General features: G+C 43.6%; 23 protein-coding genes. 17 read left to right on the top strand and 6 right to left on the bottom strand.

Annotation, left to right across the window (positions count from 1 at the left end; all coding sequences use genetic code 11):
* Positions 1–41 precede the first annotated feature (41 nt).
* Positions 42–2,408, bottom strand: a complete 2,367-nt coding sequence (locus SHD_RS13515; protein WP_023267627.1) for a phosphoketolase family protein — start codon at positions 2,406–2,408, stop codon at positions 42–44.
* Positions 2,409–2,838: 430 nt separating this feature from the next.
* Here SHD_RS13515 and SHD_RS13510 point away from each other — a divergent pair, with 430 nt between their 5' ends.
* Positions 2,839–4,305, top strand: coding sequence for an alanine/glycine:cation symporter family protein (locus tag SHD_RS13510; protein ID WP_023267626.1), 1,467 nt, complete (start codon positions 2,839–2,841; stop codon positions 4,303–4,305).
* Between the two features lie 108 nt (positions 4,306–4,413).
* Positions 4,414–5,187: a peroxide stress protein YaaA gene (gene yaaA, locus SHD_RS13505; protein WP_023267625.1), complete on the top strand. Its 774-nt coding sequence runs from the start codon at positions 4,414–4,416 to the stop codon at positions 5,185–5,187.
* Positions 5,188–5,260: 73 nt separating this feature from the next.
* Here the strand turns inward: yaaA and SHD_RS13500 are convergent, their stop codons facing one another.
* Positions 5,261–6,667 (bottom strand): M28 family metallopeptidase, encoded by a 1,407-nt coding sequence (locus SHD_RS13500; RefSeq protein WP_023267624.1) that lies wholly within the window; start codon positions 6,665–6,667, stop codon positions 5,261–5,263.
* Positions 6,668–6,802: 135 nt separating this feature from the next.
* On the opposite strand from SHD_RS13500, the gene SHD_RS13495 reads away from it, so the two are divergent.
* A complete protein-coding gene (locus SHD_RS13495; protein WP_023267623.1) occupies positions 6,803–7,099 on the top strand; it encodes an ArsR/SmtB family transcription factor in 297 nt (98 codons plus the stop codon).
* 60 nt (positions 7,100–7,159) lie between these two features.
* Here the strand turns inward: SHD_RS13495 and rpsT are convergent, their stop codons facing one another.
* The gene (rpsT, locus tag SHD_RS13490) at positions 7,160–7,426 is read right to left on the bottom strand and encodes a 30S ribosomal protein S20 (RefSeq protein WP_011623708.1); all 267 of its coding nucleotides are present in this window, start codon (positions 7,424–7,426) and stop codon (positions 7,160–7,162) included.
* A 252-nt stretch (positions 7,427–7,678) separates the two neighbouring features.
* Here rpsT and murJ point away from each other — a divergent pair, with 252 nt between their 5' ends.
* The 12 genes from murJ to SHD_RS13430 all read left to right on the top strand — a co-directional run bounded on the left by murJ (position 7,679) and on the right by SHD_RS13430 (position 21,439).
* Entirely contained in the window at positions 7,679–9,238 is a 1,560-nt protein-coding gene (murJ, locus tag SHD_RS13485) for a murein biosynthesis integral membrane protein MurJ (protein ID WP_023267622.1), read from the top strand.
* A 65-nt stretch (positions 9,239–9,303) separates the two neighbouring features.
* Positions 9,304–10,239, top strand: coding sequence for a bifunctional riboflavin kinase/FAD synthetase (gene ribF, locus SHD_RS13480; protein WP_023267621.1), 936 nt, complete (start codon positions 9,304–9,306; stop codon positions 10,237–10,239).
* 32 nt (positions 10,240–10,271) lie between these two features.
* Complete coding sequence (gene ileS, locus SHD_RS13475; protein ID WP_023267620.1) at positions 10,272–13,094, top strand: isoleucine--tRNA ligase; 2,823 nt, start codon at positions 10,272–10,274, stop codon at positions 13,092–13,094.
* A gap of 9 nt (positions 13,095–13,103) precedes the next feature.
* The gene (gene lspA / locus SHD_RS13470) at positions 13,104–13,616 is read left to right on the top strand and encodes a signal peptidase II (protein ID WP_011623704.1); all 513 of its coding nucleotides are present in this window, start codon (positions 13,104–13,106) and stop codon (positions 13,614–13,616) included.
* Positions 13,616–14,038: an FKBP-type peptidyl-prolyl cis-trans isomerase gene (gene fkpB / locus SHD_RS13465; RefSeq protein ID WP_039978391.1), complete on the top strand. Its 423-nt coding sequence runs from the start codon at positions 13,616–13,618 to the stop codon at positions 14,036–14,038. Before lspA ends, fkpB begins: the two co-directional genes overlap by 1 nt.
* Position 14,039: 1 nt before the next feature.
* Entirely contained in the window at positions 14,040–14,996 is a 957-nt protein-coding gene (ispH, locus tag SHD_RS13460; protein WP_023267618.1) for a 4-hydroxy-3-methylbut-2-enyl diphosphate reductase, read from the top strand.
* A gap of 218 nt (positions 14,997–15,214) precedes the next feature.
* Positions 15,215–15,778 (top strand): type IV pilus modification protein PilV, encoded by a 564-nt coding sequence (gene pilV, locus SHD_RS13455; protein WP_023267617.1) that lies wholly within the window; start codon positions 15,215–15,217, stop codon positions 15,776–15,778.
* 13 nt (positions 15,779–15,791) lie between these two features.
* Positions 15,792–16,751: a PilW family protein gene (locus SHD_RS13450; protein ID WP_023267616.1), complete on the top strand. Its 960-nt coding sequence runs from the start codon at positions 15,792–15,794 to the stop codon at positions 16,749–16,751.
* Positions 16,752–16,762: 11 nt separating this feature from the next.
* Complete coding sequence (locus SHD_RS13445; protein ID WP_039978390.1) at positions 16,763–17,224, top strand: pilus assembly PilX family protein; 462 nt, start codon at positions 16,763–16,765, stop codon at positions 17,222–17,224.
* A 3-nt stretch (positions 17,225–17,227) separates the two neighbouring features.
* Positions 17,228–20,734 (top strand): pilus assembly protein, encoded by a 3,507-nt coding sequence (locus tag SHD_RS13440; RefSeq protein WP_023267614.1) that lies wholly within the window; start codon positions 17,228–17,230, stop codon positions 20,732–20,734.
* Positions 20,735–20,744: 10 nt separating this feature from the next.
* Positions 20,745–21,137, top strand: coding sequence for a type IV pilin protein (locus SHD_RS13435; protein WP_039978400.1), 393 nt, complete (start codon positions 20,745–20,747; stop codon positions 21,135–21,137).
* Positions 21,134–21,439, top strand: a complete 306-nt coding sequence (locus SHD_RS13430; protein ID WP_023267612.1) for a TapY2 family type IVa secretion system protein — start codon at positions 21,134–21,136, stop codon at positions 21,437–21,439. The genes SHD_RS13435 and SHD_RS13430 overlap by 4 nt, the downstream gene beginning before the upstream one ends.
* 163 nt (positions 21,440–21,602) lie before the next feature.
* On the opposite strand, the gene SHD_RS13425 is transcribed toward SHD_RS13430, so the two are convergent.
* Both SHD_RS13425 and SHD_RS13420 read right to left on the bottom strand, forming a co-directional pair.
* Positions 21,603–22,097 (bottom strand): GspH/FimT family pseudopilin, encoded by a 495-nt coding sequence (locus SHD_RS13425; RefSeq protein WP_023267611.1) that lies wholly within the window; start codon positions 22,095–22,097, stop codon positions 21,603–21,605.
* A 201-nt stretch (positions 22,098–22,298) separates the two neighbouring features.
* Complete coding sequence (locus SHD_RS13420; protein ID WP_023267610.1) at positions 22,299–22,811, bottom strand: GspH/FimT family pseudopilin; 513 nt, start codon at positions 22,809–22,811, stop codon at positions 22,299–22,301.
* A 242-nt stretch (positions 22,812–23,053) separates the two neighbouring features.
* On the opposite strand from SHD_RS13420, the gene glnB reads away from it, so the two are divergent.
* A complete protein-coding gene (glnB, locus tag SHD_RS13415; protein WP_011073353.1) occupies positions 23,054–23,392 on the top strand; it encodes a nitrogen regulatory protein P-II in 339 nt (112 codons plus the stop codon).
* Between the two features lie 192 nt (positions 23,393–23,584).
* The gene (locus SHD_RS13410; RefSeq protein ID WP_039978388.1) at positions 23,585–24,874 is read left to right on the top strand and encodes an NAD(P)/FAD-dependent oxidoreductase; all 1,290 of its coding nucleotides are present in this window, start codon (positions 23,585–23,587) and stop codon (positions 24,872–24,874) included.
* Between the two features lie 69 nt (positions 24,875–24,943).
* On the opposite strand, the gene SHD_RS13405 is transcribed toward SHD_RS13410, so the two are convergent.
* Positions 24,944–25,960 carry a LacI family DNA-binding transcriptional regulator gene (locus tag SHD_RS13405; protein ID WP_023267608.1) on the bottom strand — a complete coding sequence of 339 codons (1,017 nt, stop codon included), beginning with the start codon at positions 25,958–25,960 and terminating at the stop codon, positions 24,944–24,946.
* Positions 25,961–26,207: the final 247 nt, after the last annotated feature.

Genomic DNA, 26,207 nt, shown 5'->3' with positions numbered 1-26,207 from the left:
GGATGCCTTTTTTGTATTGTGTTTGTTAATTTAATTGAGTGTTAGCGTGTCCAAACCCAATTCTCAATTTCAACAGGGTCAACACCATGTGCTTTAATATAGTTACGGTGGTCAACGAGTCGTTGCAGCATATCTGTAGTGATTGAAACATGCTTAGTTTCGTCAATAACGCCCTGTTGGAATAGTTTGTAAGCCATATCAATAACAAGGTGATAGCGAGAAGTACCATTACGCACACCCATATCAAATGGTGTTGTTGTTGAACCTTCTTCTTCGTAGCCTTTAATTCTGAAACGGCGGCTTCCTTTGTAATCAAAAATTAACTTTTTGATCGTATTTGGATAACCATGATAGTTAAATACAACCCCTTTATCTTGGGTAAATATTTCATCCATCATCCATGGTTTTTCTTTAAATTTACGGCTGCCTAAGCCATCACTGCTTAATTCGGTTACGCTGACAAAGCGAATTCTGACTCTTGGTAAGAGTTCACGAATAATCACTAAAGAGGCCATACATTCTTGAGTGACATAATCACCACAACCCGCAAGCACGATATCTGGATTTTCATCTGAAGCAAAATCCCACACCATCACACCGTCTTTAGCTTGTTTGCGTGCTTCTTCTAAACTCAGCCACTGTGGTAGCTCTTTTTTACCAGCAACTAGGATGTTTAGTTTGTCACGATCCGCAAAGGCACGTTCGGTATAAACTAAGGTGCTGTTTGCATCAGCAGGTAAATAAGCAGAGATAATCTTTGGATGCTTTTCTAACATCGCACCGAGGAACGATGGGTTTTGATGCGAGTAACCGTTGTGATCCTGACGCTCTAATAATGAAGAAAGTACTACGTTACACGCTGGTAAAGGTTTGCGGAAATGCACCCCTTGGCTGGCATAAACATATTTACAGTATTGGTCGGCCATTGAAGATACAACCTGTGAGAAAGACTCATAGGTTGGGAACATGCCGTGGCGACCTGTTACTGTGTAGCCATGTAACATACCAAATAGTAAGTTCTCAGAGAGTAACTCGAGTACGCGGCCATCACGAGACATATCTTCGTCCCAGCTTTCAATTGGCCATTGCCATGCGCGGTCAGTTTCTTCAAATACCGCTTGCAGTTGGTTTGAATAGGTTTCGTCTGGGCTAAAGATACGTAAGTTACGTTGGTCACGGTTTAGTTTGAATGCGTCACGCATCCATTGACCCATTTTCAGCATGGAGTAACCGCGGTGTCCGCGTGGCACTTCTGGGCCATAGCTGAGTTTTTCTAGATCTGGATTAGATAACGCTCTAACAACTTCCCCGCCATAAGTGAGATGTTGGCGACCACAGGCTAAATGTTTTGGTGGGATCAGCGAGCCAATATCCGCATCAAAAATCAGTTCACCTTGAGCATTGATTTGATAAAGCTCTTGGAACTGGTAGCTGGCTAACCAGTTATCCAATGCAGTTAAGTGGCCTTTATCGGTCGCACATTTGTTGACGATAACTTGGTGCGATTCGCAGTTACCTTCTAGTTTTGTGCCGTTATATTCGCTTACACCTGTCCAGCCTTTGGCGGTGCGCATTAAAATCACCGGCCAGCGAGGTTTGACAATATCTTCACCCTTGCGTGCGCGGGTTTGGATATCATTGATCATGCTATAAGCAGTATCCATGGCTGCAGCCATTTGGACGTAGATATCTTCTTCCGCTTCGCTGTCAACAATAATAGGGTGATAGCCAAGACCGCGGAATTCAAGATCTAACTCTTCATGGCTCATGCGTCCCATACGGGTTGGGCCTGAAATCTTATAGCCGTTGATATGCACGATTGGTAACACTGCGCCGTTGGTGGCGGGGGAGACTAAACGGTTCGCATACCAAGAGGCTGCTAGAGGACCGGTTTCTGATTCACCGTCACCTACTAATACGGTTGCGATAAGATCAGGATTGTCTAATACAGCTCCCCAACCTACAGCTAGCGAGTAACCTAATTCGCCCCCTTCAAGGATTTGACCGGGTGCTTCAGGGTTAGCGTGAGAAGGGTAACCATAGGCTGCCGAAAACTTCTTACAGATATCTTCAATACCAGTTTCATTATAAGGAATGGTTTCTGGATAAAAGTGGCTGAGTGAGCCTTCGATGAATAGGTTAGCTTGTACTGCGGGGAAACCATGGCCTGGGCCGACTAAGTAAATGAAAGGACGATTATGTTTTACAATGAGTCGGTTGACGTTGGCATAAACGAAGTTGATCCCTGGACAAGTCCCCCAGTGGCCGAGCAGGCGAGGTTTAATGTCCGAATGCGCAAGTGGGCGCTTATGTAATACGTTTTGCTTTAGGTAAATCTGAGAGGTGGCGAGGAAGTTAGTGGCTCTTACATACTTTTTAAGAGCATTTATCTCATGTGTTGTCGTCATATTAAGCCTCACTAGAGCAGACGGAATTGAACTGTGTTGTGTTGGGGTTACTATATTTGTAATTTTCTTACAAAAATGTGTCCTGCATCCAAATTTTAAAACTTGTGTTTGTCGTTAACGCATGTTGACTAAGTTTGTTAAATTGTTAATTTAATATTAACAGTGACTTATCTAAGCTTTACGAGTGTGAGATTGTCGCTATTTAACGATACAAACCTAGGCTTGATCACATGAGTAATTTCGAATACTGTGCTATTTTGCTGCGTTGAATTCGGTAGCCGTGATGTTGTAAATTCACGGAAGGATAATTTGAAAGAATAAATCTACCGATATTCTTACCTTTATTTGGAAGGATTCATTCACCACAAATGTTGCACCTCGCTAAGTATAGGTGGAGGCGGGCATTTGCTACGGGAAGAAGTAAAATAATATGTTAGAAACGATTGTAAACTTTTTGAACGCACTGCTCTGGGGCAAATTGCTCGTTTATGGACTGGTGGGTGCGGGGCTTTATTTCACCTTACGGCTTGTATTTATTCAACTTACTCACTTCAAGCACTCTCTAAAAGTCATGACCATGAGCCGCCAAGGCTGTGAAAGTGGACTGTCTTCATTCCAAGTATTCTGTACGAGTATGGCCGCTCGGGTTGGCGCCGGAAACATGGCCGGTGTTGCAGTAGCGATTGGCGCTGCTGGACCTGGCGCTGTGTTTTGGATGTGGCTTATTGCCATGTTGGGCATGGCAACCGCCATGGTGGAGTCGACGCTTGCACAAGTATATAAGGTACGAGATACCAACGGTCAGTTTCGCGGCGGTCCTTCCTATTATATGGAGAAGGGACTTGGACAGAGATGGATGGGGGTGTTGTTTGCTTTCTTCCTGATCATCGCCTTTGGTTTAGTGTTTAATGCGGTACAAGCCAATACCATTACGGGGGCAATGGAGCGGGTGTTTGGCTTCGACCCGACCTATGTCGGGATCGGCTTAGTGTTAGCCAGTGGTTTTGTGATAGTCGGTGGCTTACGTAAAGTTGCTCGAGTGTCAGAATTTATCGTGCCTATCATGGCACTGGCTTATATTCTGATTGCCTTTATTATTGTGTTGTTCAATTTAGATCAATTGCCAGCTGTAATCAGCTTGATTGTAAAGAGTGCGTTCGGTTGGCAAGAGGCCGCAGCAGGTGGAGTTGCTTATACGGTCGCTCAGGCCATGCAAGCGGGTATTGCCCGAGGTTTGTTTTCAAACGAGGCGGGGATGGGCAGTGCGGCAAACGTGGCTGCGAGTGCCTCGCCTAATCCTAATCATCCAGCATCCCAAGGTTTTGTGCAGATGATGGGTGTGTTTGTTGATACCATCGTTATCTGTACTGCAACTGCGGCAATTATTTTGCTTTCAGGCGATATTGGTTCTAGCGATGACGGCATTCGTCTCACCATCAATGCGATGTCAAACCACGTTGGAGATTGGGGCGGCGCCTTTATTGCGATAGCCATTTTCCTATTCTGCTTTACCTCTATCATTGCTAACTATTCCTACGCCGAAACCAATGTGATGTTTTTAACGGGTAACAGCACTAAGGCATTACCGCTATTTCGTCTGTGTGTATTAGCTATGGTGATGTTTGGTGCAGTGGCCAAAATCAGCTTAGTGTGGAACTTAGCAGACGTGTCTATGGGGCTAATGGCCACGGTCAATATCATTGCTTTGCTGCTGTTATCTGGCTTAGCAATACGGGTTATCAACGATTACTGTGAGCAATTGAAGAGTGGCAAAATGCCTGAGTTCGATCGCAGTAAGTTCCCCGAATTGATGGAACAACTCGATGATGGTATTTGGCAGGATAATAGTGCTAACGAGCAGGCGAAAACGCGTACAGAATCTGCGCTTAGTCGATAAACTCAAGTTCACTGATTAACGCTATCGGAAAAACCACGTCATCCGTACGTGGTTTTTTTATGCTTGTTCAGTATCATAGTGGCGTATTTTATTTGTTGGAGCGTGTTAATGTTGATTTTGGTTTCACCGGCGAAAACCCTAGATTTTGAGCAACCTCCCTTGACTCAAACCCACACTCGGCCCGATTTTTTAGCTTATAGCCAAGAGCTTATTCAAGTCTGCCAACGGTTAACCCCCAGTGACATAGCAACATTAATGAAGGTGAGCGATAACATCGCAGGTTTAAATGCCGCGCGTTTTGGGGAGTGGACACCCGATTACAGCATTGATAATGCTAAGCAGGCGATTTTTGCTTTTAGAGGCGATGTTTACACGGGGTTTGATGCTGATACCCTGACACCCGAACAGCTTGAACGGACTCAGTCACAGTTGCGTATTTTATCTGGGCTCTACGGCTTACTGCGCCCTTTGGATTTGATTTTACCTTATCGCTTAGAAATGGGGACGGCGCTTGCCAATCCTAAAGGTAAGAATCTCTACGATTTTTGGGGTAATACTCTCACTGAAGCGGTCAACAATGCGGTTGCTGCGCAGGGCGATGACATCATTATCAATCTTGCGTCCAATGAGTATTTCAAGGCGATAAAACCAAAACAATTAGCAGGTCAATTAATCACTCCTGTCTTTAAAGATTTTAAAAATGGCCAATATAAAGTCATCAGTTTTTTTGCTAAAAAAGCAAGGGGAATGATGGCAAGATATATCATTGACCAGCAAGTGAGTTCTATTGATGAATTAAAAGCGTTTGATGTGGCAGGTTATTACTACAGTGAAGAATTGAGTAAATCGAATGAGCCAACATTCTTGCGTGAAGCGCAGTAATTCATAAATGCGTGAAATAACAAGAGCAGCCTAGGCTGCTCTTGTTATTTACGAAGGATGTGCTGGCGGAAGATTATTTCGACTCAGTACTAATCGGTGTTAACACAAGATTCGAGTTCGCCATGATATAGGCAAATTGAGCATATGCCGCCACATTTTGTGCGAGCGCTTTAGGATCGATTTTATCTAAGGTGTCGTTAGGTGTATGGTGATAATCGAAGTAATCGTGGCCATCCTGTCTTAATGATGCAACCGGCACGCCTAATGCGGGCAACATGGAGACATCAGGCCCGCCAGAGGCTTGATTATTACCAAGGGCGACACCGTTATATGTCATTGGCTTTATGCTCTCTTGGACTTGTGCAAAAACGCTGTCATTTACCTTAGTATCGATTTGATAAATCGGGCCTGCGCCAAAATCCGATTCGGCAGCAATATAATGCAGAGGTAGCTCGGCTTTATGTGCTTCAGCGTAAGCTTTGCCTCCCACTAAGCCAATTTCTTCGGCAGCGTAAAGTACCACTCGCACAGTTCGGGCAGGTTTTTGAGGAAGATCTTGAATATGTTTCGCCGCGGCAGTCACAATCGCAACGCCAGCGCCATCGTCAATTGCCCCCGTCCCTTCATCCCAAGAATCTAAATGGGCGCCAATCAGCACGATTTCGTCAGGTTTACTACTGCCAGTAACTTCTGCAATCACGTTATAAGAGGTATTTGTACCTAAATCCTTCGGTGACATATGCAGCTCGAGCACCGCATTGGGATCGCGTTTTAACATGGCATCGATTAAATCGGCATCGGGATTTGACATCGCCGCCGCAGGGATTTTAGCCACACCATCTTGATAACGCATCACGCCAGTGTGAGCCATGCGGTCATGGTCGGTGCCAATCGAGCGAATAACGATTGCAATGGCTCCCTTTTGTGCTGCTGCGACTGCGCCTTTCGAGCGGCCGCCGACACTTTTGCCATAACCTTCACCCGTGATGTGACGTTCAGTCTTTTGATCGATAAAGGCAATCTTGCCTTTTACATCTTCTGGGTTTGCCGCTTGCAGTGCCGCAAGGCTATCAAAACGAGCAATTTTAGCCTTAATACCTTCAATTGGCGTTGCAACACTTCCACCTAGAGCTGTGATCACTAAAGGTTGTTCCACCGGAGAGATGATCTTGGCTTTGGCTTCGCCACGTTCCCAAATAGGAACCTGTACTGGCTCTTTATAGACCTTATCAAACCCGAGACTGGTTAACTTATTCATTGCCCAGTTCACGGCAATAATGTCTTTTGGACTACCAGCAAGGCGCGGTCCTACTTCTACCGTAAGAGATTCGACTATGTCATATCCCAAGGATGAAGCTAAAGCGGTTTGTTGTAATTGAGAAGGTATATCTGTTTTGACTGGTGTTTCGATATGAGTTTGGCAAGCGCTCAAACCACTAATAAAAAGGCCTGTTATCAAAGTTGCTTGGTAGGATTTCATAGGTTTCCTTTGTTTTTATTAAGCATGTCCCACTTTTGAAAACAATCTAGCAAAAAGTGTGCTTTATGTCCCGACTATATCTGTAAGGCAACGCTATATTAGCGCAGGGGTTAGTTTTAGGAGAAAAAGTGCGTAATGAATATTGAATTAATGCAGGAGCGAGCCGATCATGCCGTAGTGCTATTAAAAGCACTCGCGAACGAACGCCGTTTATTTATCCTTTGTTATTTATTGAGCGAAGGTGAAATGTGCGTTGGCGAAATGAATAAAAAATTAGGCTTAAGTCAATCGGCACTATCACAACACCTTGCTTGGTTACGCAAAGATAATTTAGTAACCACACGCAAAGAAGCGCAAACCGTATTTTATTCGCTAAAGAGTGATGAAGTGCGGGAGATGATCCATTTACTGAACAATATTTATTGTCATTAATGATAATCATCAGATATAAAAAAACCGGCAATTGCCGGTTTTTTTTATTCACTAAGAAAATTAAGCAGCCAGTGCTTTGATCTTAGCGTTCAAACGAGCCTTATGACGGGCAGCTTTATTCTTGTGAATAAGGCCTTTAGTCGCCATACGGTCAACGATTGGTTGTGCAGCAGCGAAAGCTTCAGTTGCTGTTTTGTGATCGCCAGCTTTGATAGCAGCGATTACTTTTTTAACGTATGTACGTAACATTGAGCGACGGCTGGCGTTGTGCTGACGACGCTTTTCAGATTGAAGCGCGCGCTTCTTTGCAGACTTGCTATTAGCCAAGGTGCAACTCCTAAAAACTGGATTTGATACTTTTAAAGGCCGAGGAATATGCCTGCATTTAGTCACTTTGTCAATGACTATGATTGAATAATCATCATAAAGATAAATTAATTCAACCCGCCTTGGCTATCTTCAACCCAACTCGTGTAATATGTGGCGCAATTCTAACAGCTATTGCCGCAGTGTGACAGAGCCTGAGTCGATTTTTTGAGATGAATCACCTAATCCATTCGATGTAGGTCTGGGGGACGTTTGAGTAAAAAATTATTGAAATCTGGCATGATTGTTAGTGCTATGACGTTGATTTCTCGTGTTTTAGGTTTGGTTCGAGATGTAGTAGTTGCCAATTTAATGGGGGCAGGGACAAGCGCCGACGTTTTTTTCTTCGCGAATAAAATTCCTAACTTTTTACGCCGATTATTTGCTGAGGGGGCTTTTGCTCAGGCATTTGTTCCCGTACTGACCGAGTATCAAGAAAAACACACTTCGGACGAGACTCGAGAGTTACTCAGTAAAGTGGCGGGAACCTTAGGGCTGTTGGTGACCATTGTGACGCTTGTCGGTGTCATCGCATCCCCCGTATTGTCAGCCTTATTTGGTGGCGGCTGGTTTGTGGCTTGGCTTAACAATGAGCCCGATGGCGCTAAGTTTGAGCTGGCAACCGTTGTGCTTAAAATCACCTTCCCGTATCTGTGGTTTATCACCTTTGCCGCGTTAGCGGGGTCTATTCTAAATACCCGCGGGCGTTTTGCGGTATCGGCCTTTACCCCAGTATTCTTAAACGTCGCTATTATTGCGGCGGCAATGTTTTTTGCGCCTACGTCTTCTCAGCCTGAAATTACCCTTGCTTGGGGTGTGTTTTGTGGCGGTTTAATTCAGTTTTTATTCCAAATTCCCTTCTTACTCAGGGAAAAAGCCCTAGTAAAACCTTCATGGGGTTGGAAGCATCCTGGTGTAGTGAAGATCAGAACCTTGATGATCCCGGCGCTGTTTGGGGTGTCAGTTTCACAAATCAATCTATTATTCGATACATTCATTGCCAGCTTCCTCATGACGGGCTCCATCAGCTGGCTGTACTATTCAGACCGCTTATTAGAATTTCCACTCGGTTTATTCGGTATCGCCATTGGCACCGTGATTTTACCTGCTTTATCTCGCAATCATGTGAATGCCGAAGGGGATGGCTTTGGTAAAACCATGGATTGGGGCATTAAGGCAATTCTTTTATTAGGATTACCCGCCATGATGGGGTTGATTGTGCTCGCCCAGCCCATGCTGATGGTGTTGTTTATGCGCGGCGCCTTCTCCATTCAAGACGTAGAAATGGCATCCTACAGCTTGATGGCTTATGGCAGTGGTTTACTCAGCTTTATGCTTATCAAAGTGTTAGCGCCTGGATATTACTCACGCCAAGACACAAAGACTCCTGTGCGTTATGGCATTATCGCCATGATCACTAACATGGGCTTTAACCTGATCTTTGCGATTCCCTTTGGTTATGTTGGCTTAGCGATTGCGACATCGATGTCGGCTTTACTGAATGCGACCCTTTTATATCGCGGCCTACACAAAGCGGGTGTTTACCGAATTTCTAAGCCAACAATGGTGTTTTTCCTTAAAGCCGTGGTTTCAACGGCCTTGATGGTGTTAGTCTTGTACTATTTCTTACCCACGCAATCCCAATGGTTGGAATGGCAGTTAGTTGGGCGTGCTAAGGCTTTGATTGGCTTGATTGCTGTTGGTGCTATGACGTATTTACTTGGCTTATTGGCGTTAGGAATTCGTCCTTGGTCAATGAAACGGGGAGTTTGATTGCTGATTCTTATCGTTAGCTGTTATATAATCAGCCGATTTGCGCTTGGCAGTTGTCTAAAGTTATGGAATTAATCCGCGGTATACATAACATTTTGTCATCTCACCATGGCTGTGTGCTGACGATAGGTAATTTTGATGGTGTGCATCGCGGCCATGCACAGGTGATTGCTAATCTGGTGCAAAAGGCCAAACAGCTCTCGCTACCGCCGACTGTGATGACATTTGAACCTCAACCACAGGAGTTATTCCGTGGTGAGAATGCGCCCGCGCGTCTGAGCCTATTGCGGGACAAAATCATCCTGCTCGATGAGTTAGGCGTTGAACGGTTAGTGTGTGTTAACTTCAATCGCGCCTTTGCGGACCAACCAGCGGAGCATTTCATCGAAGAACTGCTGGTGCGTAAACTTGGGGTGAAGTACCTCGTTGTCGGCGATGACTTTTGCTTCGGTCAAGGCAGAAAAGGCAATTTTGAAATGCTGATGCAGGCGGGAGCACGTTATGGCTTTACCGTGGTCAGCACCCAGAGTTTTATGGTGGGCTCGCAGCGCGTGAGTTCGACCGCGGTAAGAGAACAATTAGCTAAAGGAAACCTAGAGCAGGCAAGGCGCCTACTCGGTCATCCCTTTACCTTAAGCGGCCGCGTGGCCCACGGCCAAAAAATTGGTCGAACCATAGGTTTCCCCACCGCCAATATCGCCCTCAAACGCAATGTGGTGCCGGTGCGCGGGGTGTTTGCGGTGAAACTCTATTGGGAAGATAGCGATATTTATGAAGGGGTTGCCAACATTGGCTTCCGCCCGACCGTAAATGGTCAAGTTTGCCAGCTCGAGGTGCATCTTTTTGATTTTGAAGGTGACATTTATGGCAAGCATGTTGAGGTTGAGTTAGTGGCAAAACTTCGCGATGAACAACCCTTTGATTCATTGGATGCACTAAAACAACAGATTTTGAATGATGCAAATGAGGCCAGAGCTTTATTTGGTAACGATGCAGGCTGATATTTATCAGTTTAATTAACGGTATAGGATCAATGAGCGACTATAAATTTACTTTGAATTTGCCGGAAACTGAGTTTCCGATGCGTGGTAATTTGGCAAATCGCGAGCCAGAGATGTTAGAGCGCTGGACGAAAGACGGTCTGTATCAGCAGATCCGTGATAGCCGAATTGGCCGCACACCTTTTATTTTGCATGACGGCCCACCGTATGCGAACGGCAGCATTCATATTGGTCACTCAGTAAACAAAATTCTTAAGGACATTATTGTTAAGTCAAAAACCATGTCAGGTTTTGACGCGCCTTATGTGCCTGGTTGGGATTGCCACGGTCTGCCAATTGAACTGAAAGTTGAGCAAAAAGTCGGTAAGCCTGGTCAAAAAATTTCTGCGGCCGAATTCCGCGAAGAATGTCGTAAATATGCCGCTGAGCAAGTCGATGGTCAACGTGCTGACTTTATTCGTTTAGGCGTGCTGGGCGATTGGCAAAAGCCTTATTTAACGATGGACTTTGCCACCGAAGCCAATATCGTACGCTCTCTATCAAAAGTGATTGAAAACGGTCACTTACATAAAGGTGTAAAACCCGTTCATTGGTGTACAGACTGTGGTTCTGCTCTTGCCGAAGCCGAAGTAGAATACGAGGATAAAACCTCTCCCGCTATCGATGTGGCCTTTACAGCGACTGATAGCAAAGCTTTAGCCGCTCAGTTTGGTGTAAGCGATTACTCACATCCTGTCGCTATGGTGATTTGGACTACTACACCTTGGACACTGCCAGCTAACCGGGCGTTATCTATCAGCCCTGAGCTGGATTACAGCTTGGTTGAATTTGTGAAAGAGGGCGCGACTCTCGCGGTTATTCTGGCCGACGTGTTAGTTGAAGCGTGTATGACGCGTTACGGTGCCGAGAGCCACAGTGTGTTAGGTAAAGTTAAAGGCGCAGCGCTTGAGCTGGTTCGCTTTAAGCATCCATTCTTAGCCTTTGACGTGCCTGCGATTTTAGGCGACCACGTGACGACTGACGCGGGTACGGGAGTGGTTCACACGGCACCTGGCCATGGTCAAGACGACTTCGTGGTAGGTCAAAAATACGGTTTAGAAGTGGCAAACCCTGTTGGCGATAACGGTGTTTACAAACCAGACACTGAGTTTTTTGCCGGTCAACATGTATTTAAAGCAAACGACAATGTGGTTGCGCTGCTGAAAGAAAAAGGCGCACTATTACACCATGTTGCATACCGTCACAGCTATCCACACTGCTGGCGCCATAAAACGCCCATTATCTTCCGCGCTACACCGCAATGGTTTATCTCAATGGATAACCACAACCTGCGCAAGCAAGCATTAAGCGAAATTGAGCAGACTCAGTGGATCCCTGACTGGGGCCAAAGCCGCATCGAAAAGATGGTTGAGAATCGCCCTGATTGGTGTATCTCCCGTCAACGTACTTGGGGCGTGCCAATTACATTATTCGTACACCGCGAAACCGAAGAGCTGCACCCTGACAGCGTGTCGTTAATGGCACGTGTAGCCAACCGCATTGAGCAGGAAGGCATTCAAGCTTGGTGGGATCTCGATGCTGCCGAATTACTGGGCGAAGAAGCCGAACAATACCGCAAAGTGACCGATACCTTGGACGTATGGTACGACTCAGGTTCAACCTTTGCCTCTGTGGTTGGGGCGCGTCCAGAGTTTCATGGTCATGGCGTCGATTTATACCTCGAAGGTAGCGACCAACACCGTGGCTGGTTTATGTCATCATTGATGATTTCTACTGCGATGACTGGAAAAGCTCCTTACAAGCAAGTGCTGACCCACGGCTTTACCGTTGATGGTAAAGGTCGCAAGATGTCGAAATCTATCGGTAACGTCATTGCGCCGCAGCAAGTCACCAACAAGTTAGGTGCGGACATTCTGCGTCTTTGGGTTGCTGCGACCGACTACAGCGGTGAAATGACGGTATCGGATGAAATCTTAAACCGTAGCGCCGATGCTTATCGCCGTATTCGTAACACCGCTCGCTTCTTACTAGCGAACCTTAATGGCTTCGATCCAGCTAAGGACTTAGTGGCAGTAGAAGATATGGTGGCGTTAGATCGTTGGGCTGTGCGCCGCGCGGCTGCTCTGCAACAAGAAATCATTGAAGCTTACGAGCAATATAACTTCCATATTGTGACGCAAAAGCTGATGCAGTTCTGCTCGGTTGAGCTAGGTAGCTTCTACTTAGACATCATCAAAGACCGTCAGTACACCGCCAAGCAAGAGGGCCATGCCCGCCGTAGCTGCCAATCGGCACTGTTTCACATTGCTGAGGCCATGGTGCGTTGGATTGCCCCAATCCTAAGCTTTACTGCCGATGAAGTGTGGCAATTACTGCCAGGTCAACGTGATGCTTACGTGTTTACCCAAGAATGGTATCAAGGTCTGCAATCTATCACTTTAGATACAGATCTCAGCGATGCGTACTGGGAAAATCTGCTGACTGTGCGTAACGAAGTCAACAAGGTCATCGAGCAAGCACGCCGTGATAAACGTATTGGTGGCTCCTTAGAAGCCGAAGTCACACTGTTTGCTGATGCGGCATTAACTGAACAGTTAACGCACATTGGTGATGAGCTTCGTTTCGTCCTGTTGACCTCTGAAGCCAAAGTATTGCCATTGGCGGATGCGACAAGCGATGCCGTTGAAACCGAACTTGTGTCATTGAAGTTAGTGGTAAATGCGACAACAGCAGAGAAATGCGAACGTTGTTGGCACCATAGGGAAGAAGTGGGCACGATTGAGGCTCACCCAACGCTGTGCCATCGCTGCGTAACCAATATTGAAGGTGACGGCGAAGTTCGTCTGTTTGCGTAAAGGATCTGTATGCCATTAACTTGGAAAGACAGTGGCTTACGTTGGTATTGGGTAGTTGTATTGGTGTTTTTGGCCGATCAACTATCCAAGCAATGGGTCTTAGCCAATTTTGATTTGTTCGAATCGGTGAAGTTATTACCTTTTTTTAATTTCACCTATGTACGTAACTATGGCGCCGCATTTAGCTTTCTAAGTGAAGCGGGCGGTTGGCAACGTTGGTTATTTACCCTAGTGGCCGTTGGTTTCAGTACCTTGTTGACTGTGTGGCTGCGCAAGCAATCGGCATCCCTATGGAAGTTAAATTTGGCTTACACCTTAGTGATTGGTGGCGCCCTAGGTAACTTAATCGATCGATTGATGCATGGTTTTGTGGTGGATTTTATCGATTTTTATTGGGGTAAGAGCCATTATCCGGCCTTTAATATCGCTGATTCCGCGATTTTTATCGGCGCAGTGCTAATCATTTGGGATTCGTTTTTTAACAGCAAATCCGAACAAGATAAAACCGAAGAGGTGAAGTAGTGACTGTGACACGTTCGTTATTGTGCCATATGAATATTGTGCTTGAAGATGGTTCAACTGCCGATAGCACTAAAGCCTCGGGTAAGCCAGCACGTTTAAATATCGGCGATGGTACTTTAAGCCCAGCATTCGAAGCGCAGCTTGCTTCCTTAAATGAAGGCGACAAGCACAGATTTACGCTTGAAGCGGTTGATGCCTTTGGTGAGTCAAATCCCGATGCGATTCATCATATGGATAGAACCCGCTTCCCAGCCGATATGGAGCTAGAAGTGGGTGTTATCGTGAGTTTTGCTGGTCCTGGCGGCAGTGAGATCCCCGGCATTGTGCGTGAGGTTGCGGGCGATTCGATTACGGTCGATCTCAATCACCCTCTAGCGGGACGCAAAGTGACATTTGAACTCGACGTGGTGAAGGTACTGTAAGATGAAATTTGATCCTACCAGCCCAAGTTTAAATATTATGCTGGCTAATCCTCGCGGCTTTTGTGCTGGTGTGGATCGCGCCATTAGCATTGTTGAGCGTGCGCTCGAGTTATTTTCGCCGCCGATTTATGTTCGCCATGAAGTCGTGCATAACCGCTATGTGGTGCAAAATCTGAAGGATCGCGGTGCCGTATTTGTAGAAGAGTTAGACCAAGTACCGGATAACAATATTGTGATCTTCAGTGCGCATGGAGTTTCTCAGGCGGTACGTGCCGAGGCGAAGGCGCGTGGGTTGCGAGTATTCGATGCGACTTGTCCGTTAGTCACCAAAGTGCATTTGCAGGTCACCCGTGCGAGTCGCAAGGGGATTGAATGTATTTTGATTGGCCATGCGGGGCATCCTGAAGTTGAAGGCACCATGGGACAATACGATAACCCCAATGGTGGTGTTTATCTGATTGAGTCCCCGGCAGATGTCGAGACTTTACAAGTTCGCGATCCTAATAACCTCTGCTTCGTGACTCAAACAACGCTCTCGGTCGATGATACACTCGATATCATCAGCGCCTTATTGAAACGCTTCCCGTCCATCGAAGGCCCACGTAAGGATGATATTTGTTACGCGACGCAAAACCGTCAGGATGCGGTGCGTAACTTATCGGCCGATGTGGAACTGTTAATTGTGGTCGGTTCGAAAAACAGCTCTAACTCTAACCGCTTGCGTGAATTGGCATTGAAAACCGGAACTCAATCTTATCTGGTTGATACCGCAGATGATATAGATTCATCTTGGTTTGAAGATGTGACAAAAGTTGCAGTGACCGCTGGCGCATCGGCACCAGAAGTGCTGGTTCAGCAGGTGGTTCAAGCGATTGCAAAATTAGCACCGAGTGTCGTTACTGAAGTTGAAGGGCGCAAAGAAGATACCGTCTTTGCCGTACCTGCTGAACTACGTTAATTGATGTAGAAAATAGTCGTAAATTGAAAGAGGCCAATGGCCTCTTTTTTTATTGTCTAAGTATGACTAAATTCAAACAAAGCATAATGAGATTGCAGCTTATATGCTATTGTTACTGGCCACTTACATTTTACTCATCTATTATTAACTGCTAATAATATTTTTATCGTAAGATTAAGATTTATAAAGGGTAAAAGACTGAAAAGTTTGTCAAAAATATGACTAAATTCGAACGATTGACACAGCGGAAATATCGACTGGGCTTCTCATTAATTGAAGTTCTAGTTGCATTGGTGATTCTCGTGATTGGTTTAATTGGTATTTTTAATTTACATGTCGTTGCTAAACGTGGCAGTTTTGAGTCTTTCCAACAAACTCAAGCTTCATACTATGCAAATGACATTATTAATAGAATGAAACTGAATCGAACTCAATTAGCTAATTATAGTGGAGAATATACTGGAACACTGGCTAAGCCGAGTAAAGCATGTGATGTTGTTGTTGGGGCGGTCAGTTTGTGTACGCCTGCTGAAACTGAAGCTTGGGATCTTTATCAATGGGAACAGAGTTTCATGGGCGCTGCAGAAATCGTTGATGGCCAAAATGTCGGTGGATTAGATACTCCAACAGCTTGTATAGCCATTGATGGAACGACGGTGACTGTTGCCGTGGCATGGAGAGGCATTCGTGAGGGCGCAGGCACAACATACACTGGTAATGAATGTGGTGAAGATCTTGGCACTCGTCGACGTCTTTTTGTCGTATCAACAGTGATTATTTAGGCGAGCAGACAAAATGACGAATTTTCAAAAGGGAATGTCGTTAGTGGAGTTAATGGTTTCGATGCTTATCGGGCTATTTCTTACGCTAGGGCTTTTCGCCATGTTTAGTATGTCTTCTTCAAATGTGGTAACGACTAGTCAATTCAACCAACTACAAGAGAATGGCCGGATTGCCTTGGCGTTGATGGAAAGAGATATTACCCAACTTGGTTTTATGGGGGATATTACGGGAACGGACTTTATTCTTGGAACGAATATGGCGCTAAGAGACGGCATTACCAATGATTGTATTGGTGCTGGTGTTAACAACGGTACATTGCCTAACGCCGAGCCTGCACACTTTAGACGTCTTTGGGGATATGAAGCTGGCAAAAGTGCAGAGAGTTTGACTTGCTTAAATGGTGTTAATCCGAATACGGATGTTATTCAAATTAAAAGGCTTATTGGGCCGCCAGTTACTAACCCTAATGGTGAACGTTATTATATGGCAGTCAATTCAAGTGAAGCAGTGTTATTTAAAGGGGGAAACCCTCCTAATCCTGCACTTGAAAATGCCCGCTTCTGGGAGTATCAGCATCATATATACTTCATAAAAAATGACGGCTCTGTGCCAGTATTAAGACGTAAAACACTCACTAAAAATAATGGCATGAATAACGAAGAACAATTAGTTGAGGGGATAGAGAATATGCGTATTCTCTATGGTTTTGATAATGATGGCGATGATACTGCTGATAGTTTTATGCCCGCCGAAAACGTGACTACGTTAATGTGGGATAATGAATTATTTCAGCGTTTAGTTGCGGTTAGGGTTTTCTTATTAGTTAGAGCAATCGATGAAGATAAAAGCTATACAAATGATACGACTTACACTTTAGGCGATAAGGAAATAAAAGGATTAAATGACCATTATCGGCGAAAAGTTGTTTCAACAACGATGGTGCTTGCCAATCCGGTGTTAATTAGAAATTAGAGGGTAAAGGGATGAGAAAGCAAAAAGGAATAGTACTGTTTTTCGCACTCATAGTCCTACTATTAATGACCATCATAGGTGTCGCTTTAGCGGTAAATTCTACGCAATCTATGCGGATGTCAGGTGCGGGTTCTGAGCGAATAGAAGCTAAAGCCATCGCCGATGGCGGCTTAGAAGCGGCTATAGAAGCGAATAAAGGTACGAGTTTAGCAACGTTATCAAATGTCTCTACTGGCACTGAGTTTGGTGCTCAACAGACCTTAACACCTATTCCATTTGAGGTTGATGCTGGTGGAAATGTGATTATTGGGGCCAAAGATGTTGGATGCCAACGAAGTACAAAAGCGAATAGTGGAAACATCATCAGTTGCCGACGGGTTGAAATTAGCAGTACAGCTAATTTTGGCCGTGATAATTTAGGTCAGCTCACCGTTGTTGCGGGAGTCGAGCAAGAAGTTTTGACAGGGAGTTAAGATATGCTAACTAAAAAACTCACTTTGTGTACATTGCTTGCATTGGCTGTCACGTCAATATCAACCTTTGGCGATGACACTGAATTATATGTTAAAGAGTCGACAACTCGCACGGGTGCTAGACCTAAAGTCTTGGTTATTTTTGATAACTCGGGAAGTATGTCTACCGAAGAAATTACTCAGGTGATTGATTATGATCCCGATTATGACTATCCCCCTATTAGTGGTTCAGGGTACAGTGGCGATCGAATCTATTACACTGTGGGAGGCGGAGCATTACCAAAGCCGGATACCAGTTCAGATAGACGATATTTTGATGCTACGATAAACGGTTGTAATCAAAGTAAAGCTGCATTGGATCAATATGGCCGTTTTACAGGCTATATTCGCGAGTTCACTTCAAGTGGGACTACGGGGGTATGGAAAGAGTTTCCCGAGACAGATGGTCGTAATATTAAGGTTGTTGATTGCTGGGAGGATATTTCTACAGTAGATCCTCAAAACTCATCTTCTTACAATGACGGATTTCCTGCTAATGGGTTAACAATACAGAGTGGTTGGAAAAAGAAAGCATTTCCTTATTTTATGTCATCTTCCCCCAGTAGCACATGGGGTGATGCTTTAATTGCCGCAAAAAATACAGATTTTGGTGTTGGTCAGCCTGTCACTTTTTATACAGATAACTATTTAAGGTGGTATTGGTTGTCTAAAGAAGGACGGTTGCCAACCGTAAAAGTTTCAAGGTTAGAGATTGCGAAGAAGGCGATTTCTAACATTATTAATTCTACCCCAACCGTCGATTTTGGGTTGGCTGTATTTAATTACAATTATCCTAATGAGGGGAATAGGGATGGTGGCCGGATAGTTTCTGGTATTACACAAATGACGGATGCTGCTCGAGATAGCTTACTATTAACTATTGATAAGTTACCAGCAAAAACTAATACACCTTTGTGTGAAACTATGTACGAAGCCTATCGTTATTTTGCTGGTAAAAGTGTTGTTTTTGGACACGCGGATACCGATTATGGCTCTTATGTAGGCAATCGCCCTCCTTATGATACTTCTGTAGAAAAAAACGGTACTTACAGCAGCCCATTTAAAGTTTGTACTGATATCGCCTATGTGATTTATGTTACTGATGGCTCACCAACCGTTGATGGAAGTGCTAATAACGATGTTAAAAGTTTAACTGCTACAGCAAGTAAAAGTGGTGATTATTCCTCATTTTCTCAGGGTTTAAGTTCGCCTAGTTATTTACCTGCATTAGCAAGTTATATGTTCAATAATGATCTAATCAATAAACTTGATAGCTCTAACACGGAGCAAATGCAAAATGTGCGCACTTACACTATTGGTTTTAGTAAAGGCGCAGAGGATGCGGCCCCCTTATTAGCGGAAACAGCTAAACGTGGTGGTGGCTTATATTTTGCAGCTCAGAATAGTTTAGAATTACAAAATGCCCTTAATGATGCGTTATCAAATATTCTTAATATAGACTCGAGTTTTACTTCTCCAAGTATTGCGAGTAATAACTTTGATAGAACACAAACTTTTGATGCTGCTTACTATGCGATGTTTTTACCAGGTAAAGGTCCTCGCTGGAGTGGTAATTTAAAGAAACTTAAAGTAACAGCTGATGGCACCTTAGTTGATAGTCAAGGAAATGCGGCTATTGCTGATAACGGAAATATTAAAGATACCGCTTGTACGATTTGGTCCGATTGCGCCAGCCAAAAAGATGGTAATAAGGTAGAGGTAGGTGGTGCTGCTGCTCAAATTAAGAGTCAAGCGAGTCGAACCATTTTGAGTAACTTGGGAGGGGCTATTAGTTTGTCTCCTCTTACGTTATCTAATGCACAAAGTGCTGCTGGTGGCGATCAAGCTCTAGCTACCTTTATGAGAACCAGTATTGATGAAGTCGCAAATACTCTAGATTGGTTAAAAGGTATTGATGTTGACGATGACAATAAAAACGGTAGTACAACTGATAAACGCAGTGATGTTATGGGCGACCCTTTACATTCAAAACCACTGGCATTGAATTTTGGTAGTGAAACGGCAACGGATATCAGAATCATTCTTGGTACTAACCAAGGTGTATTACATATGTTTAAGGATGGTGGAGAATCAGTGTCCGAAACATGGGGATTTATTCCTTTTGAACTTCTCCCTAATTTATATGAACTTCGAACCAATGACCCATCTGGTGTACACACTGTATATGGAATGGATTCATCTCCCGTAGCTTATACCGAAACGGATTCTACCGGTAAAGTAAACAAGGCTTGGGTTTTTGTGGGCATGCGGCGTGGAGGATCATCTTATTATGCTCTGGATGTATCTAACCCAGACAGCCCTTCGCTTATGTGGACAATTAATCCTTCTTCCGATGGTTTTGCTGACCTAGGTCAGACCTGGTCGGAACCTATTGTGACTAAAATCGTTGGTTACGATAAACCGGTATTAATTTTTGGTGGAGGTTATGATGTGAGCTTTGATGCTACACCGACGACTTCGCCATTAGGTAGTGTTGTATATATTGTTGATGCACAAAAGGGAACGCTGATTCATTCTTTTGGTGGATCGGCGAGTGGGGCAACTGTGTTGCCAGGTATCCAAGGCAGTATTCCTAATTCAGTTGCAGTGCTTGATAGCAACAACGATGGTTATACAGACCGTATATATGCATCGGATGTTACTGGTAACATTTGGCGTATGGATTTACCGAGTGCAAGCATCGATACTTGGACTGCGTTCAAATTTGCCTCATTGGGTGGTACAAATAGTGATAATCGACGGTTCTTCGCTGAGCCTGTTGTTGCTCAAACAATGTTTACAAATTTATCGGAAGTATCCGTGACAACAGGGAGTGAAACTGTCACAACGAAAACATATCAAAATGTGCCTTATGATGCTGTTGCTGTGGGTAGTGGGATGAGGCCTAGTCCTTCAAGTACAAACGTTAATGATATGTTTTTTATGCTTCAAGATCGTAACGTCGTCACTAAGAGTTTTACTGGGAGTGATGTGCCTTCTACCATTACTATCAATAACTTGTATGATGTTACATCAAGTGCACCCACTTCAGAATCCGATAATATTAGCTTTAGTACTAAGCTAGGTTGGTTTTATGACTTTTCGGGGTTAGGTGAGAAGAGCTTAACCGCGGCGCTTATTGTTCAGGGGAAGGTGTACTTCACATCATATTCTCCACCAGCTGACTCTGTTGCGGATAACGTATGTCTTGTTTCTGGTGCTGGTAAACTCTATGCGTTTGATTTACATAAAGGAACTAGGTCATTTTCTCAGTTATACTATGAACTTGGAGAACGTGTACCCGATACTCCTCAAATCGTGATCCCTGCACCTGAGACTGGTAAAGATCCTTATATTTATATTATTGGTGTTGGTAAAGGCGATAAAAATGAAAATGGTGAATACAGTGGCACGATCAATGTCGCTTCTGGTTTAGGCGTGAATAAAATTTACTATCATATTAATGAGTAAATATTTTTATATGAATATCAAATACAAAGGTTTTACCTTAATCGAAGTGATGATAGTTGTTGTCATTATTGGGATTTTGGCTGCAATTGCATATCCTTCTTATACTCGCTATGTTGCTCAAAGCACGAGAGCTGAGGGATTGTCTGCGTTGATGAGATTAGCCAATTTGCAAGAGCAGTATTACTTAGATAATCGTAAGTATACGACTGACTTATCTGAGCTTATAGGTGCAGACCCTTATATAACTGAACATGGAAATTACTCTGTCACATCAAGTGGTACGTCATCATTTACACTAAAAGCGGTCGCGCAAGGAATACAGGCTAGTCGAGATTCATCATGTACGCCTTTGACCATTACTGATACAGGGGCTAAAGGTCCCAGTGCGGAGTGTTGGAAATGAAAAAATTATTGATCACAACTATTTTGGTGCTAACGTCTAGTCATCTTTGGGCTGCAGTTGCGAGTGGTCAAACAGAACAAGACTTTAAATGCTATATAACATCAAAAAAGGATGCTGAAATTGCATTTTATCGCTGGAAAACCAGTGAAATGAGTTTACGTATGGCGAGTCTTGTTGGGTCACTTCGTCAGTCGAATGATGGGCAAAAATTCTATATAAACACTGTTGAAGAATGTGTTGAGCTTAGTGCAAAATTTAGTAGTAGCAAGGCTCAAGAGCTGGACCGGTTAACCCCAAGATAAATATATCTTTAAAAAAGTTTGAAAGTGTCAAAGCTATTTATGACGGGGTAAACATGATAAAAAAGCCTAAAAATTTTTAGGCTTTTTTATCCGTAGTTATTTTCACTATCAAACTGTTATTAATGTTTAATTAGTTGTCTATCAATAATGAACCATACATAGGTTATGAACAACTTTTGTGCTCGTCATCTTCTTTTATAAGACCAGACGTGCTTATTTTAATGCTTTTTGAAGCATCACTTTTACCACTTGGGCAATAGATGATTGATGTTTCTGTTGATACCAAACCATCGGATGTAAAATTCACGGTTTTATCTGTTGGGCCTGTTAATGAAATAGTATCTTTTGAGTTAAATCCATCTATTATCTTTAGTACCTTCTTGGCGCCATTACGTTCGACATAAACACTAAACCCTTTACTCCAATCATTACCACAGGGATTGGATGCGTAGGGGCAAACTGTTACTGTCGTACCATAATTCACTGCTTGATTTCGGGCAAAGGCAAAGAGGTCATTAATCTTTTGTATCTCATTGGCTCCGCGGGTCGCTTCATATATCGCAGTAAATGATGGTACTCCAATGGATAGCAACAAAGCAGCAACCGCAATGGTGACCATTAACTCAACTAAGGTAAATCCCTTGGATATAGTAAACATGCAGTAATCCTCGCTTAAACTTAATTAAGTATATGCGAGAGTGACTTGTTGGTCAGTAACTATCTGTTTAAGATAAATTTATATAACCAATGGTTTTATTATTCTGTTTCTTTATAATTTTTAGGTGTTTTTAGTGTTTTTAGTGTTTTTAGTGTTTTTAGTGTTTTTAGTGTTTTTAGTGTTTTTAGTGTTTTTAGTGTTTTAGCGACAATCAATATTTTTGGCGGTTGATATACGAACTCGTCCAGCTTGATTTACGACCACTGCTTTGGAGTTTTTACTGTCAACAGTTCTTGGACAATATTTAAATGTGCCATTTGCCCCCGATGCAAGTCCATCTGGCTGAAACTTAACAGAACTACGGTTATATTTTATAAAATCTTGGCTATCAAACTCATCTAGAGTCATTATCACTTTGTCATTTAAATCGAGTGTTTCTGCAGTACCTGAGTCCGTAAAAACTGAAATGCCTTTTTGCCAGTCTTCATGACATTGACCGTCAATTAAGGGGCAAACCGTTACTCTATATCCGTAGTTGATAGCGGTATTACGTGCAAATACAAGTGTTTGCTGGATTGTCTTAATATTTGAATCCGCTCTAATACTGTCTTTAATATCAGTAAATGTCGGAACACCAATGCTAAGGAGTAGTGTGGAGATGGATAGTGTTGTGACAAGTTCAATCAAGCTAAAGCCAAGTTGTTGTGCTTTCATAACAGTTCCTTTGTTTTAGGGGCCGCATCCTGCGAACGTGTGGAGCATTTTACTAAAGTATAAGTATAGGAAGGCGGCAATGAGGTCGTTGTGTTTTTTATAGATTTTTACGTACTAAGAATCGTTTTATAGAAACTGTGTTTTATGAGGAAAGCACCGCCTATACTTCAATAATCACTTAACCCCGTGTAAGCTAATGGCATTCTATTGATTCTCTGTAAGCAAGTGCTAAGGAATGTTTGATGAAAAAAGTTGAAGCGATTATTAAGCCTTTTAAATTGGATGATGTACGCGAGTCACTTGCTGAGATAGGTATCACAGGAATGACTGTGCTTGAGGTAAAAGGTTTTGGCCGTCAAAAAGGGCATACCGAGCTTTATCGCGGTGCTGAGTATATGGTCGACTTTTTGCCAAAAGTTAAAATTGAACTCGTCATTCAGGATGATTTAGTCGACCAAGCCATTGATGTTATTGTTGAAACGGCACGCACAGGTAAGATCGGCGATGGCAAAATTTTTGTGACTGATGTGGAACGTGTTATCCGCATTCGAACTGGTGAAGAAAACGAAGAAGCAGTGTGATTTATCCGTTTCCAGAGGGGGCCATTAGGCCCCTTTTTGTTGCTTAAAATTTATGATTGATGGGACTAAGCCTTTCTGTTTCTGAAATATCTTTAATGCAAAATTCTCTGTTTAGTTAGACTAAAGTAGTTATCTCTTATCTGTTCCATGATATAACTTAGCCACTTAAATAGGCTTGTTGAGGTTGTTATTTTGGCTACTAAACTGATCGTGATAGTGGGTGGAGGTGCCGCGGGCTTAGCGCTAGCCTCAAAATTAGGCCGTAAGTTGGGTGGCAGTGATGTAGTCGATGTTTGCTTAATTGATAAAAGCCCAATCCATATTTGGAAGCCAAAATTACACGAAGTAGCTGTTGGGGTTATTGACCAGTCTATAGAGGGATTATTGTATCGAGATCATGGCCTTAAGAATGGTTACCGATACATTCGTGGCGAAATTGAGCAGTGTGAACCCGATGCCAAAACAATCCAACTTGCCGCAGTTTATAGCGACTCGGGTGAATTGCTGCTTGAGCCCAGACAGATTGAATATGATTACTTAGTGCTAGCCTTAGGTGGCGTCTCTAATAGCTTTAATACCCTTGGTGCTGAGCAACATTGCATTTTCCTTGATAGCTTAGATAACGCTAACTTATTCCATCAAAAATTATTAGATGCATTACTACAACTCAATGAAACACAAGAGAAAGTCAGTATAGGTATTGTTGGCGCTGGTGCTACAGGTGTTGAGTTAGCCGCAGAGCTTCACCATGTCATTGAATCGGTGAAAGAGTATGGCTATCTCAATATCTCTAAACACCATCTTGATGTGCATCTTATTGAAGCCTCACCAAAAATTCTCCCACAGTTACCCGAACGTGTGAGCGCAAGAGCTCAAGCGGTATTGGATAAAATTGGCATCCGTTTGCATATTGGGGTGCAGGTTAAGGAAGTCACCCGCGATGGCTTTATTACTCAAGATGGTGATGTAATCGAAGCAGGGCTTAAAGTGTGGGCGGCTGGTGTGAAAGGGCCCAAAGCATTTCAAAATTTTTCTAAGTTACCCATTACGCCGCGCAATCAAGTGGAAGTTGATGCTTGTATGCGAGTAAAAGGTCATCAAGATATTTATGCGCTTGGAGATTGCGCTCTATTAATTCTAGAGTCCGGCCAACCTGTGCCACCGCGCGCTCAAGCGGCAGCACAAATGGCGGATACCTTATATGAGAATATTGTGAATCGTTTACAAGGGAAGGCGGAAAAGCCTTTTGTGTATAAGGATTATGGTTCTCTGGTGTCTTTAAGCCGTTTTTCTGCAGTAGGCAATCTAATGGGGAATTTGCGTTCAGGGACTTTCTTCGTGGAAGGACATATCGCCAGGATCATGTATATCTCGTTATACCAAAGACATTTAGCGAGCCTATATGGCTGGTTCTCCGCAATTATTTATCGCATTGCGCAAAAGCTACTGAAATGGCAAAGGCCAAAGCTGAAATTGCATTAACTCATTAATTGAAAACAAAACAGAGAGCCTTGGCTCTCTGTTTTGTTTTATGCCTAGCCGGGCTGAAAACTAATTTTTGGGAGAGGCAGAAGAGTCTCGGATCACGGGCTCTGGCGTAAATGTTTTGGCGAATTTAGCATCTTGCTCACGGCGTTTCGCGATTAACAACTCTGTCGCCACTTGGGCGATTTCAGCGTTAGGTTGATGTACAGTTGTCAGTTTTGGCCAAGTTTGGCGTGAGAATGGGCTGTCTTCGAAGCCGACAATGGATAGATCGCCCGGGATATCTAGCCCTGCTAAACGAGCAGCAAAAAGTGCCCCTGCTGCAATTTCGTCGTTACAGGCAACAATCGCTGTTGGGCGGTTCGTTAATTTGATCAGTGTATTCGCCCCTTCTACGCCTGACTCAAAAGAATACTTTCCTTCAATTATGTAATCTTCATTCAGAAGCAGGCGATTTTTTGTTAATGCTTGTTTATAACCAAGTAACCGCTCTTTGGTGGACTCGTGGTGTAGATCGCCACTTAAAAAGGCAATTTCTTTATGGCCTAAGTCGATCAAATGCTGAGTAATTTCCACCGCTCCAAATTTGTCATTGACTAAAATCGTCAGCCCATCTTGTTCTTTACCACCTTCGCCGGCAATTATTCGCACATAGTTGGCGTCAATGTCGCTTAAGGCTTTAAGGACTTTAGGATCTTCAGAAAGAGGTGGTGTTAATACTAAACCTGCCAGTCGCGAATGTTTCACTAGTTGAGTCAGTTCATCGCAAATGCTGTCAGATTTGGCGTTACAAGGATGAATAACCAGCTCATAGCCTTTATCTTTACAGGCCGACAAAATCCCGTTTTGCATATCGATAATGTAATAAGCGTTGGGATTATCATAAATAAAACCAATGGCATAGGATTTTGTGCCAGCAAGGTTTCTGGCGGCGAGATTGGGCTGGTAGTTTAATGCCTTGATGGCCTCGTTCACTTTATCAACCGTGGCTTGTTTTACCGAGGGTTCATTATTGGTTACGCGGGAAACCGTCTTGATTGACACTCCGGCATATTTAGCGACGTCGTTGATAGTGACTTTCATTGATCTACAAACTCTTTATTCAAATGTGCGAAGGGCTAGCTAATAGATGAACCTAAATCCTTCAGGTGCAATTTACAAGCAGACAGCTTTGTCAGCTCACTTTTTATTATGCTTCTTATAGTGCGAGCATTTACCGCGTATAGCAATGCCGAATTGTTACAAACTGAGGCATTTTTCAACTGTTAACACTCGGTTATAAGTTGTAATTTTACGTCAGAATGCTTAAGTATCTATTTTTGCTTGAATA

The sequence above is a fragment of the Shewanella decolorationis S12 genome (genome assembly GCF_000485795.1).
GTDB classification, from domain to species: Bacteria; Pseudomonadota; Gammaproteobacteria; order Enterobacterales; family Shewanellaceae; genus Shewanella; species Shewanella decolorationis.
Note: the sequence above shows the minus strand (reverse complement) of the source record. Positions and strands in the feature narration are given on the sequence as shown.